Source organism: Streptomyces sp. NPDC018026, from assembly GCF_044327745.1.
GTDB classification, from domain to species: Bacteria; Actinomycetota; Actinomycetes; order Streptomycetales; family Streptomycetaceae; genus Streptomyces; species Streptomyces rubrogriseus.
On record NZ_JBIRFY010000003.1, the window covers coordinates 179,476 to 194,524 of the forward strand.

At 72.1% G+C, this 15,049-nt stretch carries 11 protein-coding genes; 3 read left to right on the forward strand and 8 right to left on the reverse strand.

Annotated features, from left to right (window positions below):
- Window positions 1-20: 20 nt before the first annotated feature.
- The gene (locus ACH4D3_RS10935) at window positions 21-1,931 is read right to left on the reverse strand and encodes an AMP-dependent synthetase/ligase (RefSeq protein ID WP_398319448.1); all 1,911 of its coding nucleotides are present in this window, start codon (window positions 1,929-1,931) and stop codon (window positions 21-23) included.
- Window positions 1,932-2,085: 154 nt separating this feature from the next.
- On the opposite strand from ACH4D3_RS10935, the gene ACH4D3_RS10940 reads away from it, so the two are divergent.
- Entirely contained in the window at window positions 2,086-2,322 is a 237-nt protein-coding gene (locus ACH4D3_RS10940) for a DUF6480 family protein (RefSeq protein ID WP_398319451.1), read from the forward strand.
- Window positions 2,323-2,326: 4 nt separating this feature from the next.
- Here ACH4D3_RS10940 and ACH4D3_RS10945 read toward each other — a convergent pair whose 3' ends face one another.
- The 6 genes from ACH4D3_RS10945 to ACH4D3_RS10970 all read right to left on the reverse strand — a co-directional run bounded on the left by ACH4D3_RS10945 (window position 2,327) and on the right by ACH4D3_RS10970 (window position 11,168).
- Window positions 2,327-3,418, reverse strand: a complete 1,092-nt coding sequence (locus ACH4D3_RS10945; RefSeq protein ID WP_398319454.1) for a glutamate--cysteine ligase — start codon at window positions 3,416-3,418, stop codon at window positions 2,327-2,329.
- 72 nt (window positions 3,419-3,490) lie between these two features.
- The gene (gene glgB / locus ACH4D3_RS10950) at window positions 3,491-5,716 is read right to left on the reverse strand and encodes a 1,4-alpha-glucan branching enzyme (RefSeq protein WP_398319457.1); all 2,226 of its coding nucleotides are present in this window, start codon (window positions 5,714-5,716) and stop codon (window positions 3,491-3,493) included.
- Window positions 5,717-5,719: 3 nt separating this feature from the next.
- Entirely contained in the window at window positions 5,720-7,081 is a 1,362-nt protein-coding gene (locus ACH4D3_RS10955; protein WP_398319460.1) for a maltokinase, read from the reverse strand.
- Window positions 7,082-7,109: 28 nt separating this feature from the next.
- Window positions 7,110-8,828, reverse strand: a complete 1,719-nt coding sequence (gene treS, locus ACH4D3_RS10960; protein WP_398319463.1) for a maltose alpha-D-glucosyltransferase — start codon at window positions 8,826-8,828, stop codon at window positions 7,110-7,112.
- Window positions 8,825-10,834 carry an alpha-1,4-glucan--maltose-1-phosphate maltosyltransferase gene (locus ACH4D3_RS10965; protein ID WP_398319466.1) on the reverse strand — a complete coding sequence of 670 codons (2,010 nt, stop codon included), beginning with the start codon at window positions 10,832-10,834 and terminating at the stop codon, window positions 8,825-8,827. Before ACH4D3_RS10965 ends, treS begins: the two co-directional genes overlap by 4 nt.
- Window positions 10,835-10,895: 61 nt before the next feature.
- Window positions 10,896-11,168, reverse strand: coding sequence for a DUF5133 domain-containing protein (locus ACH4D3_RS10970; RefSeq protein ID WP_398319469.1), 273 nt, complete (start codon window positions 11,166-11,168; stop codon window positions 10,896-10,898).
- A gap of 306 nt (window positions 11,169-11,474) precedes the next feature.
- Between ACH4D3_RS10970 and ACH4D3_RS10975 the strand changes: the two genes are divergently transcribed.
- Together ACH4D3_RS10975 and glgX are read left to right on the forward strand one after the other, a co-directional pair.
- On the forward strand, window positions 11,475-11,990 hold the full coding sequence (locus ACH4D3_RS10975; protein WP_398319471.1) for a pep a2: 516 nt from the start codon (window positions 11,475-11,477) through the stop codon (window positions 11,988-11,990).
- Window positions 11,987-14,134 (forward strand): glycogen debranching protein GlgX, encoded by a 2,148-nt coding sequence (gene glgX, locus ACH4D3_RS10980; RefSeq protein ID WP_398319474.1) that lies wholly within the window; start codon window positions 11,987-11,989, stop codon window positions 14,132-14,134. The genes ACH4D3_RS10975 and glgX overlap by 4 nt, the downstream gene beginning before the upstream one ends.
- Before the next feature lie 10 nt (window positions 14,135-14,144).
- On the opposite strand, the gene ACH4D3_RS10985 is transcribed toward glgX, so the two are convergent.
- Entirely contained in the window at window positions 14,145-14,948 is an 804-nt protein-coding gene (locus ACH4D3_RS10985) for a VOC family protein (protein WP_398319477.1), read from the reverse strand.
- Window positions 14,949-15,049: the final 101 nt, after the last annotated feature.

Sequence of the window (15,049 nt, forward strand, 5' to 3'; positions counted from 1 at the left end):
GGGGACGGGCGGGCACCGGCTCAGCGGAAGAACACGTTGTCCGCGTCCTCCCAGCCGGCCGGCTCCTGGAGCGGCGGCGTCGTCGGCCGGCGGTGGGACCGAGCCTCGTACATGGCGTCGATCTCCAGGGAGTAGGTCCGTACGATCTCGTCCCGCCGGAGCTTCATCGACGGGGTGAGCAGTCCGCCCGCCACGTCGAAGGGCTGGGGAAGGACCCGGAAGACCCGGATGGACTCCGAGCGCGACACCGCGCTGTTGGCCGCGGCCACGGCACGCGCGACCTCCTCCCGCAGCGCGTTCTCCTCGCGTGCCTCCCGGGCCGGGGCGTCGCCGGGCAGCCCCAGGGACGCCCGCCAGTGCGTCAGGAACTCCGGGTCGAGCGTGATCAGCGCACCGACGCAGGGCCGGTTGTCGCCGACCAGCACCGCCTGGTGGACCAGCGGGTGCATCCGCAGCCGCTGCTCCAGGGCGGCCGGGGCCACGCTCTTGCCGCCGCTGGTGATGATCACGTCCTTCTTGCGGCCGGTGATCGCCAGGTAGCCCTCGTCGTCCAGGTGCCCGAGGTCGCCGGTGGCCAGCCAGCCGCCGCGCAGCACCTCGCGGGTGGCCGACCCGTCGCCGACGTACCCCTGGAACAGCGACGGCCCGCGCACCAGGATCTCCCCGTCGTCCGCCACCCGGATCTCCATGCCGGGCAGCGCCTGCCCGACGGTGCCAGACTTCTCCCGGCCCAGCGGCTGCATCGTCAGCCCGCCGCTGGTCTCCGTCAGCCCGTAGCCGTCGTGCACGTAGACGCCGATGCCCTCGTAGAAGAGGGCGAGCTCGCGGCTGAGCGGCGAACCGCCCGACGTGGCCCGGGTCACCCGGCCGCCCAGCGCGGTGCGCAGCCGCCGGTACACCGTCCGCTCGTACAGGGCGTGCTGGAGGCGCAGGTCGAGTCCGGGCCCGGTTCCCCTGCCCAGGCGCCGGCGCTCCAGCGCCGCGGCGAAGGCGCGCGCCGTGTCCGCGGCCCGCTCGAACAGGGCACCGTGTCCCGCCTGCTGGGCCGTGCGCAGGTAATTCTTGTAGATCTTCTCCAGCACCGACGGGACGGCGTACAGATACGTCGGGCGGAACGAGCGCAGGGCAGAGGAGAGCGCCTCCCCGGTCGGCACCGGCTCGTGGGCCATCAGGAACCCGCCGCGGACGCAGAGATTCTGGATCATCAGCCCGTACACGTGCGAGAAGGGCAGGTAGGCGAGGACCGCGCCCTGCTCTCCCGGCGGCGCCACCGTGTGACCCCAGCCGGCGAGCAGCGTGTCGCACGGGCCGGCCAGGCCGCGGTGGCTCAGCGCACAGCCGAGCGCGCGGCCGGAGGTGCCCGAGGTGTAGGCCACCACCGCCGTGGCGTCCGGCAGCACGATGCGCCGCATGGAGTCGACCGTGGCGGACGGGAGGAACGCGCCGCGCGCCACCAGTGTGTCCAGGGCGCCCGCGTCCAGTTGCCAGACGTGGCGCAGCGCGGGCAGCGACGCGCACACCGAGCCGACGGTCATCACGTTCTGCTCGTCCTCGACCAGCACGCCCACGCAGCCCGCGTCCCGCAGGATCCACTCGACCTGGTCGCGCGAGGAGGTCGGGTAGATCGGCACCACCTCGGCGCCCACCGTCCACAGGGCGTAGCTGAAGACCGTCCACTCGTACCGGGTGCGGGCCAGGATCGCCACCCGGTCGCCCGGCGAGATCCCGCTCGCGATCAGGCCCTTCGCCAGATCGACCACCTCGTCGCGGAACTCCACCGCGGTCACCTCGTCCCACGCCGTGGAGCCGGGGCCGCGGCGGCGGGCGAGCATCGGCAGGGTCGGCGTGCGGGCGGCCGTCTCGAAGAGGCTGTCGGCGAGCGAGCCGGTCAGCGGCGGGACGGTCCGGGGAGCGAGTGCGGGGTCGTGCATGCGCCGGCTCCTGACGTGTACGGACGGTGACGTCGCCGACGGACACCGTGGTCGACGGTGCTCGGAGGCTAGCCCAGCCGCGGGCGGCGGGGGACCCGGACGGCAGAAGTGTTCCCACCCGGTGATCTCGGCCCGATCGGGGGACTCGGGGGCCATGAGCTATGTGAATCCGGATCCCGAACCCCGACTCAGCACCGGCCTGGAGCCGGGCGGCGGAGTGCCGCCCGGGGAGACCCCGCCGGCGGAGAGCAGCATGCCCGAGGCAGGCCCGCAGGACCTGCTCACCAATCCGGCCAAGGGCTGGGCCAAGGGGCCGATGGCCCTGATCCTCGCGGTCGTGCTGATCTTCGCGGTGGGCCTGCTGGGCTACGCCCTCGCCCTGATCTTCTGAGGTCTCAGACGGCCTGAGTACGGCGCACGCACGCGGCGACCACCTCACGCAGGCTGCCCGAGCGCGCCAGCAGCTCGCGCTGGACGCGGGCGCCGTTGCCGTGCCGCAGCAACTCCTCGACACCCCCGCGCACCCGTTCCAGGTCGCCCGCGGCCGCGAGGGCCTGCCCGGCATGCTCCAGCAGATCCCGTACGACCGTCTCGGCCGGCATCCGCCGCATCGTCGCCGGATGGAGCAGCTCACTGGTCAGCCCGGACCGGGCGGCCCGCCAGGCCGCGAGGCGGAGCAGGCTCACACTGTGCTCGGCCGGTTCCACTCCCGCGCGCCACTCCCACGCCGCCGTGTCGACCAGCGCGCGGGCGAGCGCGGCCAGGACGACCGCGGTGGAGGCGTCCAGGCAGACGTCCGCGACCCGGAACTCGACCGTCGGATACCGCTGGGAGAGCCGGACGTCGAAGTAGACCATCCCGTCGTCCAGGATCGTCCCGGTGGCGAGCATGTCCGCGACCCTGCGGTGGTAGCGCTCCGCCGAGCCGAACAGCTCCGTGGGACCGGCCGACGGCCAGCGCTGCCACACCCGGCTGCGATAGCTGCTGTACGAGGAGTCCCGGCCCTGCCAGAACGGCGAGTTCGCGCTCAGCGCGGCCAGCACCGGCAGCCAGGGCCGCACCCGGTCGATCACCGCGACGCCCTCCTCGTCGGAGTCGACCGAGACGTGCACGTGGCACCCCAGGACCAGCTGCTCGTGGACCACGACGCCGTACTGCTCGGCCATCCACTCGTAGCGCCGGTTCACGCCGATGGAGGGCGTCACCGGCAGCGGTGAGGTGGCGAGCGCGGCGACGGCACACCCGCTCCCGCCGGCATGCCGCCCGGCCTCCTCGCGGCAGCGGACGATCTCGGCGTGCAGCCGCTCCATGTCCGCCTGCGGATGCGTGGCGAACTCGAGCATCTGCTCGTGCAGCTCCTTCTCGAACACGTCCTGCCCGGAGCCGTCGAGGAACGCCCGGGCGAGTACGGCGGCGGACAGCGCCCGCGGCTCACCGGTCGCGGGATCGACCAGGAGGAGCTCCTCCTCCACTCCGACGGTGCGCACGTGATGCCGCCTCTCTGCGGGCCGGTGTCACCGACCGACTGCCCCGGACAGCCGGCCGGACACCTGCCCGGCTCACGGGGCGTACGGCATCAGCCACACCGTCGCCAGCGGGGGCAGCGTGATCAGGATGCTCCCGTCCTCCGGCTTGACCGGGTCCGGGTTGGCCACGCCGCCGCCGCCGTACTCCTCGGCGTCGGTGTTGAGCACCTCCTGCCAGGCGACGGCCTCGTCACCGACGGCGAGCCCGTACGCGTGCCGCACGACCGGCGAGAAGTTCGACACCGCCAGCAGCGGCGTGCCGTCCGTGCCGTACCGCAGGAACGCGAAGACGTTGTCCTCGGCCGCGTCCACCGAGACCCACCGGAAACCGCCCGGGTCGGTGTCGCGCTGCCACAGGGCCGGAGTGCGCGCGTAGCGGGTGTTGAGCTCGCGGACCAGGTCCCGCACCCCGCGGTGGTCGCCCGCCGAGTGGTACCCCTCGTCCAGCAGCCACCACTCGGGCCCCTGCTTCTCCGACCACTCGGCGCCCTGCGCGAACTCCTGCCCCATGAACAGCAGCTGCTTGCCCGGGTGGGCCCACATGAAGCCCAGGTACGCGCGCACGTTCGCCCGCCGCTGCCACCAGTCGCCGGGCATCTTCGACACCAGCGCCTGCTTGCCGTGCACCACCTCGTCGTGGGAGATCGGCAGCACGTAGTTCTCGCTGTACGCGTACACCATCGAGAAGGTCATCTCGTGGTGGTGGTACTTGCGGTGCACCGGCTCGTGGGCGACGTACTCCAGCGAGTCGTGCATCCAGCCCATGTTCCACTTCAGGCCGAAGCCGAGCCCGCCGGTGTCGGTCGGCCGGGTCACCCCGCCCCACGCGGTCGACTCCTCGGCGATGGTCACCACGCCGGGGCAGCGCCGGTAGACGGTCGCGTTCATCTCCTGGAGGAAGGCCATGGCCGCCAGGTCCTCCCGGCCGCCGTACCGGTTGGGCTCCCACTGGCCGGAGTCGCGCGAGTAGTCCAGGTAGAGCATCGAGGCGACCGCGTCCACGCGCAGCCCGTCGATGTGGAACTCCTCGCACCAGTACACGGCGTTGGCCACCAGGAAGTTGCGCACCTCGGTGCGCGCGAAGTCGAAGGTGTACGTCCCCCAGTCCGGGTGGGTCGCCCGCCGGTCGTCCCCGGGCTCGTACAGCGGGTCGCCGTCGAAGCGGCCCAGAGCCCAGTCGTCCTTCGGGAAGTGCGCCGGCACCCAGTCCATGATCACGCCGATCCCGGCCCGGTGCAGCGCGTCGACCAGGAAGCGGAAGTCGTCCGGCGAGCCGAGGCGCGCGGTCGGCGCGTAGAAGCCGGTGACCTGGTAGCCCCAGGACGGCCCGTAGGGGTGCTCGGCGACCGGCATCAGCTCGACGTGGGTGAAGCCCAGGTCCTTGACGTAGGCGGGCAGCTCCTCGGCCAGCTCGCGGTAGGTCAGGCCCGGCCGCCAGGACGGCAGGTGCACCTCGTACACCGAGAACGGCGCCTCGTGCACGGGCGTGTCGGCGCGGGTCCGCATCCACCGGGCGTCGCCCCACTCGTAGCGCGAGGCGGTCACCACGGACGCGGTGTTCGGCGGCTCCTCGGCCGCGCGGGCCATCGGGTCGGCCTTCAGGAACCGGTGCCCGTACCGCGAGTGGATCTCGAACTTGTACCGGGTGCCCTCGCCGACGCCCGGCAGGAACAGCTCCCACACCCCGGACGAACCCAGCGAACGCATCGGGAACGCGGTGCCGTCCCAGTGCGTGAAGTCGGTGGCGACCCGCACCCCCTGGGCGTTCGGCGCCCACACCGTGAACCGGGTGCCGGTGACGCCCTCGTGGGTCATCGGCTCCGCGCCGAGCGCCTGCCACAGCTGCTCGTGCCGCCCCTCGGCGATCAGGTGCAGGTCCAGCTCGCCCAGGGCGGGCAGGAAGCGGTACGGGTCGTGCGTCTCCTGCGCCTCGCCCTGCTCGTAGGCCACCACCAGCGTGTACGCCGGCATCCCGGCGAGCGGCAGCACACCGGAGAACAGGCCGTCCCCCTCCGAGGCCAGGGCGTGGCGCTCGCCGTCCACGAGCACACCCACCTCGCGGGCGAAGGGGCGCAGCGCCCAAAAGGCGACGCCGCCGGGCACCGGGTGGGCGCCCAGCAGGGCGTGCGGGTCGTGGTGGGCGCCCGCCAGCAGGCGCCCCCGGTCGGTGGGGTCCAGGGGCGGCGCGGTCGCGCACGCACCGGGTGCGGGCGCGACGGGACCGGACGGCTCGGGGATCGAGGTGTCGCGGAGGGCCACGGGTCAGTCTCCTCTCACGGCGAGTCGTTCGATCGCCGCCATGGGTACGGGAAGCCAGTCGGGGCGGTGCCGGGCCTCGTACAGCACCTCATACACGGCACGGTCGGTCTCGTAGGCGCGCAGCAGGCCGTGCTTCTTACGGGGGTCCCACCCGGCGCGGGCGGCGTAGCCCGCGCAGAACGCCTCCCGGCAGCGGCGCGCCCACTCCGGGCGCCACGGCCGGCGCTGCCGGGCGGCGTAGTCGAAGGACCGCAGCATCCCCGCGATGTCCCGCACGGGGGAGTGGGCGCTGCGCCGCTCGGCCAGCGGACGCGAGGGCTCGCCCTCGAAGTCGATGACGAACCAGTCCCGGCCGGCCCGCAGCACCTGACCGAGGTGCAGGTCGCCGTGGATGCGCTGGGCGGGCGGCCCCCAGTCGCAGGTCGACAGCGCCGCGAAGGCCGCCCGCAGACCCGGGACGAAGGGCTGCAGCGCGGGCACGCAGTGCGCGGCCGCGGTGAGGCGCTCGGTCATCGCCGCCGCGGTGCGGCCGTTCTCGCCCGGGGCGCCGACCGGGAAGGCGGAGGCCAGCGCGAGGTGCACGTCGCCCATCGCCCGCCCCAGCTCGTGGGCCTGCACGGTGAACTCGTCCCCGGCGGCGAGCGCGTTCAGGGCGAGGGTCCAGCCGTCGGAGGCACCCGGCAGGAACGGCTGGAGCACGCCCAGCGTAGCCCCGTACGGATGGGTCGTGCGCATCCATGCCACCGGCGCGGGGACCCGCCCGCAGCCCTGCCGGGCCAGCGCGTCCGGCACCTCCAGGTCGGGGTTGACGCCGGGCTGGACGCGGCGGAACAGCTTCAGGATGAACTCGTCGCCGTAGATCAGCGAGGAGTTGGACTGCTCGGCGTCCAGCAGCCGCGGTGCGAGACCACCGGGCACCGGGCGCGCGGGGTCGGCCTCGAAGCGCAGGGGCCCCGCCTTCCCCGGGTGCCGGAGCCGTTCCAGGAGCAGCTGGGCGGTCCGGGGGTCGTGCAGCGCGTCGTAGACCGTCCGTCCGGCCAGCGGCCCGTCCTGCACCTGCCCGATGACGGCCCGGCCCAGCCGCGGTGCGGGCTGCTCGCGCACGCCGAGGAGCAGCTGGTAGCAGTCCCCGGCCGGGGGAGCACCGCCCGGGGAGGGCACGGAGCCCTGCCCGGTGTGCACCAGGAGGTGCAGGCAGCCCGGGAACAGCTCGGTCATCGACAGCAGGCCCAGCTCGGCCACGGGCCGGTCCTTGCCCGCGAACCAGCGCTGGCGCGGCAGCCACTGGCGCAGCAACTCGCCGAGCGACGCCATCGGCTCGGCGAGCTGCCTGCGTCTGGGGCGCAGGGGTGCGGTCTTCGGCATGGTGACGCGTCCTTTCCTCGGCCCACGCTCAAGCGCGGCGGCCGATGCGGGATGCGACTCGGGTGAGCCGGAACCAGTAGAAGCCGTGGCCCCCGAGGGTCAGCAGGTACGGCAGTTCACCGATGGCGGGGAAGCGGACCCCGCCGAACAGCTCGACCGGATGGCGTCCGGCGAACTCGCGCAGGTCCAGCTCGGTGGGCTGGGCGAACCGCGCGAAGTTGTTCACGCACAGCACCAGGTCGTCCTCGTACTCGCGCAGGAACGCCAGGACGGCCGGGTTCGACGAGGGCAGCTCGGTGTAGGTGCCCAGGCCGAAGGCGGGGTTCTGCTTGCGGATCTCGATCATGCGCCGGGTCCAGTGCAGCAGCGAGGAGGGCGAGGCCATGGACGCCTCGACGTTGGTGACCTGGTAGCCGTGGACCGGGTCCATGATCGCGGGCAGGTAGAGGCGCCCCGGGTCACAGGTCGAGAACCCGGCGTTGCGGTCCGGGGTCCACTGCATGGGGGTGCGCACGGCGTCGCGGTCGCCGAGCCAGATGTTGTCGCCCATGCCGATCTCGTCGCCGTAGTAGAGGATCGGGGATCCCGGGAGGGCGAGGAGCAGCGCGGTGAACAGCTCGATCTGGTCGCGGTCGTTGTCCAGCAGGGTGGCGAGCCTGCGGCGGATGCCGATGTTGGCGCGCATGCGCGGGTCCTTGGCGTACTCCGCGTACATGTAGTCGCGTTCCTCGTCGGTGACCATTTCCAGGGTCAGCTCGTCGTGGTTGCGCAGGAAGATCCCCCACTGGCAGCCGGACGGGATCGCGGGGGTCTTGGCGAGGATTTCGGAGACCGGGTAGCGGGACTCCCTTCTGACCGCCATGAAGATGCGGGGCATGACGGGGAAGTGGAAGGCCATGTGGCACTCGTCGCCGCCGGTCGCGTAGTCGCCGAAGTAGTCGACCACGTCCTCCGGCCACTGGTTGGCCTCGGCCAGCAGCACGGTGTCCGGGTACTGCGCGTCGATCTCGCGGCGCACCCGCTTGAGGAACGCGTGGGAGGCGGGCAGGTTCTCGCAGTTGGTGCCCTCCTCGGCGTACAGGTAGGGCACGGCGTCGAGACGGTAGCCGTCCACGCCCAGGTCCAGCCAGAACTTCAGGGCGGCGAGCATCTCCTCCTGCACGGCCGGGTTCTCGTAGTTGAGGTCCGGCTGGTGGGTGAAGAAGCGGTGCCAGTAGTACTGGCCGCGGACCGGGTCGTAGGTCCAGTTGGAGGCCTCGGTGTCGACGAAGATGATGCGGGCGTCGGCGTACTGGGTGTCGTCGTCGGCCCAGACGTAGTAGTCGCCGTACGGCCCGTCCGGGTTCTTGCGGGACTCCTGGAACCACGGGTGCTGGTCGCTGGTGTGGTTCATGACGAAGTCGATGATCACCCGGATGCCGCGCTGGTGGGCCGCGTCGATGAAGGCGACGAAGTCGGCCAGGTCGCCGAACTCGGGCAGGACGGCGGTGTAGTCGGAGACGTCGTAGCCGCCGTCGCGCAGCGGCGACTTGAAGAAGGGCGGGAGCCACAGGCAGTCCACGCCCAGCCATTGCAGGTAGTCCAGCTTGGCGGTCAGGCCCTTGAGGTCGCCGACGCCGTCGCCGTTGCTGTCCTGGAAGGAGCGGACGAGGACCTCGTAGAAGACGGCTCGTTTGAACCAGTCCGGGTGCCGGTCCCCCGCGGGGGTGTCCTCGAAGGTGTCAGGTACGGGCTCGTTGACGGTCATGAGGCTCCTGACCCTCCGTTCTGCGGCGCGGTGGCGGCGGACGGACGCCGGACGTGGAAGACGTGGGCGGGAGCCCGGCCGGGCTCCAGCCGCACGTAGTTCGCCCGGCCCCAGTGGTAGGTCCGGCCGGTGAGTTCGTCGTGGACCGGCACGGAGTCGTGCCGGTCCAGGCCGAGCTGGGGCATGTCGAGCGAGATCGTGGCCTCCTGGGTGCGATGCGGATCGAGGTTGGCGACCACCAGGACGACGTCGGATCCCTCGCGCTTGCTGTACGCGATGAGCGCGTCGTTGTCGGTGTGGTGGAAGCGGAGGTTCCTGAGCCGGTGCAGGGCCGGGTGCTGGCGCCGGATGGTGTTGAGGCGGGTGAGGAGGGGGGCGATGGTGGTGCCCTCGCGGGTGGCGGTGGCCCAGTCGCGGGGGGTGAGCTGGTACTTCTCGCTGTCGAGGTATTCCTCGCTGCCCTGGCGCAGGGGGGTGTTCTCGCAGAGTTCGTAGCCGCTGTAGATGCCCCAGGCGGGGGAGAGGGTGGCGGCGAGGACGGCGCGGACCTCGAAGGCGGGGCGGCCGCCGTGCTGGAGGTAGGCGTGCAGGATGTCGGGGGTGTTGGCGAAGAGGTTGGGCCGCATGTACGCCGCCGCGTCGCCGGACAGTTCGGTGAGGTATTCGGTGAGTTCCTGTTTGGTGTTGCGCCAGGTGAAGTAGGTGTAGGACTGCTGGAAGCCGGTCTGGGCGAGGGTGGCCATCATGGCGGGGCGGGTGAAGGCCTCGGCGAGGAAGATGACGTCGGGGTCGGTGGTGTTGATGTCGGCGATGACGCGTTCCCAGAAGGCGACGGGTTTGGTGTGGGGGTTGTCGACGCGGAAGATGCGCACGCCGTGGTCCATCCAGTGGCGCAGGATCCGGACGGTTTCGGTGTGGAGGCCGTCGGGGTCGGTGTCGAAGGCGATGGGGTAGATGTCCTGGTATTTCTTGGGCGGGTTCTCGGCGTGCGCGATGGTGCCGTCGGGGCGGTGGTGGAACCACTCGGGGTGTTTGTGGACCCAGGGGTGGTCGGGGGAGCACTGGAGGGCGAAGTCGAGGGCGACTTCGAGGCCGAGTGCGGTGGCCCGGGTGACGAAGTGGTCGAAGTCGTCGAGGGTGCCGAGGGCGGGGTGGACGGTGTCGTGGCCGCCTTCGGGGGAGCCGATGGCCCAGGGGACGCCGACGTCGTCTGCGGTGGCGGAGAGGGTGTTGTTGCGGCCTTTGCGGTGGGTGGTGCCGATGGGGTGGATCGGGGGGAGGTAGACGACGTCGAAGCCCATGGCGGCGATGGCGGGCAGGCGGCGGGCGGCGGTGCGGAAGGTGCCGTGGGGCTGGGCGGGGGTGCCTTCGGAGCGGGGGAAGAACTCGTACCAGGCGCCGTAGAGGGCGCGTTCGCGTTCGACGAGCAGGGGGAGGGGGTCGGAGGAGGTGACCAGGTCCCGCAGCGGGTGACGGGCCAGGACCGCGTCCACCTGCGGCGTCAACCCCGCCGCCAGGCGGGTGGCCACGGGCAGCGTGTCGTCGAGCAGGGCCGTGGCGGCGGCCAGCAGCACGTCCCGCCCGGAGTCCTTCGGCACTCCCGCCGCGGCCCGCCGGTACAGCTCCGCCCCCTCTTCGAGGACGAGACCGGCGTCGATGCCCGCCGGGATCTTGATCCGCGCGGCGTGCCGCCAGGTGGCGACCGGGTCGCTCCACGCCTCCACCCGGTAGGTCCAGTCGCCCGGCGCGTCCGGGGTGACGTCGGCGCCCCAGCGGTCGGTGCCCGGTGCCAGTTCCCGCATCGGCGTCCACGGGCCCGGCCGGCCCTCGGGGTCCTTGAGCACGACGTTGGCGGCCACCGCGTCGTGCCCCTCCCGGAACACGGTGGCGGTGACCCGGAACGTCTCTCCCGTCACCGCCTTCGCCGGACGCCTGCCGTACTCCACCACCGGCTGGACGTCCCGGACCGGGATACGTCCGATCCCCACGGTCGCGCTCATCCGCATCTCACCTCCGCCGTGCTCGTGGCCGGGCGCGGGCCCGGCCGGTTGGGTTGGGCCGATCGGGTCAGGCCGCGCCGGAGGGGGCCCGGTGCCCCGACGGGGCGAGCCGTTCCGGCTGTTCCTGCGCATGGGTGACCAGGTTCGTCCGCAGATACCGTTCGGCCGCGTCCGCGGCCTCGCGTGCGCACCGCTTCCCCATCAGCACGCAGAGGGTGTATCCGGAGTCCTCGAAGGTGGTCCGGACGGTGACGTCCGCGGGGGACGCCAGCATCGAGCGTTCCCAGGCGCGGTAATGCCGCAGCTGCCGGGCGACTTCGCTCTTCGCGGGGAGCAGCATGGCCGGTCACCTTCCGGACGGTCCGGTGGTACGGACGATCGGGTTCTGAACGTTCGGGATCTGGGCGATCGAGTTCTTCACACATGGTGCACGGGCGGTCACGCCCCGTCTTGTTGGATCTTCAACCGTTTTTGTCACCCGTTCCCGTCCCGAATCCGCCCCCGAGCTGCTCGTGTTGCACGAATGGACTACCGCTCCCACTCTGGAGTGACTCAGAAGCGATCAGCGCTCACGCTTCGTGATCGGGGAGCCCGTCCCCCAAGGGACGAGGAGGAGCGAGAGCCTTCGCGGTGAGGAGCCACGACGATGAAGACCGCAGTGCCCTGCTACTACCACCTCGACGTGGAAGTGAGCCCGGAACGGGTCGGACAGGTCAGGCGCATCCTGGCCGCTCACCTCCGGTTCTGGAACCTGGAGAACCTCGTCGAACCCGTCTGCTCGGGCGCCGAGATGCTGCTCCTGGCGATCGACGAGCACGCCAGCGACAAGAGCACGTCGATCGAGATGTGGTGGAACCACCAGCACCTCATCACGGCCGTGGGGGGCAACGACCAGGCGCTCCGTCCCGACCACGACCTGCGCACCTGCCTGCAGCACCTCGCCGCCAACAGCGACGGCTGGGGCTGCTGCGCCACCGACACCGGCGCCAAGGTCATCTGGTTCTCGCGCCGCGCCCGGGCCGGCGAACGCGTCCCGCTGGTGGCGACCGAGCCCGAGCCGATCACCCAGGAGGGGCTGGAAGTGCCGCGCGAGATCATGCCGGTGGCCCGGGTGGCCGGCTGGGCGCGTACGGGCAGCGGCGTCCTGGAGGAGGCCCGGTGACCCGCGCCAGGCCGAACTGGAAGGGGTCGCCCGTGTGGAGCGGGCACCCCTACCCCCTGGGGGCCGCGTACGACGGGCAGGGCACCAACTTCGCGCTGTTCAGCGAGGTCGCCGAGCGGGTCGACCTCGTGCTCGTCGACGACGACGGCCGCCACAGCACCGTCCCGCTGCCCGACGTCGACGGCTTCGTGTGGCACTGCTACCTGCCCGGCGTCGGCCCGGGGCAGCGCTACGGCTACCGGGTCCACGGTCCGTGGGCCCCGGCCGTCGGCCACCGCTGCAATCCGGCGAAGCTGCTCCTGGACCCCTATACGCGGGCCGTGGACGGGCTGGTGGACAACCACGCCTCCCTCTTCGAGCGGGCCAGGGGCAAGGCCGACCCGGGCGACAGCGCCGGGCACACCATGCTCGGCGTCGTCACCGACCCCTTCTTCGACTGGGGCGACGACCGCCCGCCCCGGCGCCCGTACTCGGAGAGCGTCATCTACGAGGCCCACGTCCGCGGCCTCAGCCGCACCCACCCCGGCGTGCCCGAGGAACTGCGCGGCACCTACGCGGGCCTGGCCCACCCGGCGGTCGTGGAACACCTGACCTCCCTCGGCGTGAGTGCCGTGGAGCTGATGCCGGTGCACCAGTTCGTGCACGACGGCGTGCTCCAGGACCGCGGCCTGTCCAACTACTGGGGCTACAACACCATCGGCTTCTTCGCGCCGCACAACGGCTACGCCGCCCTCGGCACCCGCGGCCAGCAGGTCAGCGAGTTCAAGTCGATGGTCAAGACCCTGCACGAGGCCGGCCTCGAAGTGATCCTCGACGTGGTCTACAACCACACCGCCGAGGGAAACGAGAAGGGCCCCACCCTCTCCTTCCGCGGCATCGACAACGCCTCGTACTACCGCCTGGTGGACGGCGACTGGCAGCACTACTACGACACCACCGGCACCGGCAACAGCCTGCTGATGCGTCACCCCTACGTGCTCCAGCTCATCATGGACTCGCTGCGGTACTGGGTCACCGAGATGCACGTCGACGGCTTCCGCTTCGACCTCGCGGCCACCCTGGCCCGGCAGTTCCACGAGGTGGACCGGCTGTCCGCGTTCTTCGACCTCATCCAGCAGGACCCGGTGATCAGCCGGGTCAAGCTGATCGCCGAGCCCTGGGACGTCGGCGAGGGCGGCTACCAGGTGGGCAACTTCCCGCAGCTGTGGTCGGAGTGGAACGGCAAGTACCGCGACGCCGTGCGGGACTTCTGGCGCGCCGAGGACCACTCGCTCGGCGAGTTCGCCTCCCGGCTCACCGGCTCCTCCGACCTGTACCAGCACAGCCGCCGCCGCCCCCGCGCCAGCGTCAACTTCGTCACCGCGCACGACGGCTTCACGCTGCGCGACCTCGTCTCGTACAACGACAAGCACAACGAGGCCAACGGCGAGGACAACCGGGACGGCGAGAGCCACAACCGGTCCTGGAACTGCGGCGTGGAGGGCGGCACCAAGGATCCGGCCGTCCGGGAGCTGCGCGGCCGCCAGCAGCGCAACTTCCTGGCCACCCTCCTGCTCTCCCAGGGCATCCCGATGCTCTGCCACGGCGACGAACTGGGCCGCACCCAGCGCGGCAACAACAACGCCTACTGCCAGGACAACGAGATCTCCTGGATCGACTGGCGGCTCGGCGGCGAGCAGCGCGCGCTGCTGGACTTCGCCCGGCGCCTGATCGCGCTGCGCGCCGACCACCCCGTACTGCGCCGGCGCCGCTTCTTCCACGGCGAGACCCTCACCCACGCAGACCAGCCACTGCCCGACCTGGTGTGGCTGCGGCCCGACGCGCGGGAGATGACCGACGGCGACTGGCAGCGCTCCGACGCGCACACCGTCGGCGTCTTCCTCAACGGCGACGCCATCGCCGAACCCGACCCGCGCGGCCGGCCCGTGGTCGACGACTCCTTCCTGCTGCTGCTCAACAGCCACTGGGAGCCCGCCGAGTTCCGGCTGCCCGGCGCCGGCTACGGCGAACGCTGGACGGCCCTGGTCGACACCGCCGACCCGGACGGCGTCCCCGACGAGGCCGAGCACAAGGCGGGCACCCGGCTGACCGTCGAGCAGCGCAGCCTCGTGCTGCTCTCCCGGCCCTCCCGCACCGGCCGGTGAGCCGGTGAACTCAGCTGCCGAGGCGGCGCGCGGTCACCGTGAACTGCGCGCCGTCGGCGTCCCGGAGCACCGCCTCGTCAGGGCTCAGCGAGAGCACGCTGCCGCCGTGCCGCTCCGCGACGCGGGCACAGGCCGTGACGTCCTCGACCGCGAAGTGGATCTGCCAGTGCGGCCGGACGGCCGGGTCGGGAGCGGCGCCCAGCGCTCCCGACTCGATGCGGGCCACCACCTCGCCCTCGTGGCGCAGGACCACCTCGTCGCCCTCGTACCGGACCTCGCAGCCGCCCTGCCCCGACGCCCACTCGAAGATCTCGCCGTAGAAGATCGCGGCGTCGAAGGCGTCGCGGGTGTGCAGCCGGATGAAGGCGGGACGCTTGGTGCGCCAGGCGTCCCAGTCGGAGAACAGCTCGCCCTCCCAGATCCCGAACGTCGCGCCGTCCCGGTCGGCGAGCAGGGCCGCCCGCCCCGGCGGCAGGGAGATCGGCCCGACCGCGGCGGTGCCGCCGCGCTCCTGCGCCCGGGACACGGCCTCGTCCGCACTGCGCACGGCGAAGTACGGCGTCCATGCCACCGCCATCTGCCACATCGCGGCGACGGCGGCGATCCCGGCCACCGGCACCCCGTCGGCCAGGGCGATCCGGAAGGGCTCGCCCAGCCGGACGGGCCGCCACCGCCAGCCCAGCACGGCGGAGTAGAACTCCTCGGTGGCCTCCAGATCACGGCTGGTGAGACTCACCCAGCACGGGGCCCCGTACACGGAGTGCGTGGACAGGAGGCTCTCCCCGCGGGTGGAGGAGGTCGTGTCGTGGTTCATGGCAGTCGCGTCCTGGTCTCGTCCACCGGCAGTCACCGGCTCCACACCAGTGTCCGGCCGGGAGTGCGGCGGGCGCCTGGCGAGTACCCCGCACATGGCGC

What these genes read in the sequence shown, in the direction of transcription:
- ACH4D3_RS10935 (WP_398319448.1), bottom strand. Translation starts at nt 1,931, where the DNA reads ATGCACGACCCCGCACTCGCTCCCCGGACCGTCCCGCCGCTGACCGGC.
- ACH4D3_RS10940 (WP_398319451.1), top strand. Translation starts at nt 2,086, where the DNA reads ATGAGCTATGTGAATCCGGATCCCGAACCCCGACTCAGCACCGGCCTG.
- ACH4D3_RS10955 (WP_398319460.1), bottom strand. Translation starts at nt 7,081, where the DNA reads ATGCCGAAGACCGCACCCCTGCGCCCCAGACGCAGGCAGCTCGCCGAG.
- treS (WP_398319463.1), bottom strand. Translation starts at nt 8,828, where the DNA reads ATGACCGTCAACGAGCCCGTACCTGACACCTTCGAGGACACCCCCGCG.
- ACH4D3_RS10965 (WP_398319466.1), bottom strand. Translation starts at nt 10,834, where the DNA reads ATGCGGATGAGCGCGACCGTGGGGATCGGACGTATCCCGGTCCGGGAC.
- ACH4D3_RS10970 (WP_398319469.1), bottom strand. Translation starts at nt 11,168, where the DNA reads ATGCTGCTCCCCGCGAAGAGCGAAGTCGCCCGGCAGCTGCGGCATTAC.
- ACH4D3_RS10975 (WP_398319471.1), top strand. Translation starts at nt 11,475, where the DNA reads ATGAAGACCGCAGTGCCCTGCTACTACCACCTCGACGTGGAAGTGAGC.
- ACH4D3_RS10985 (WP_398319477.1), bottom strand. Translation starts at nt 14,948, where the DNA reads ATGAACCACGACACGACCTCCTCCACCCGCGGGGAGAGCCTCCTGTCC.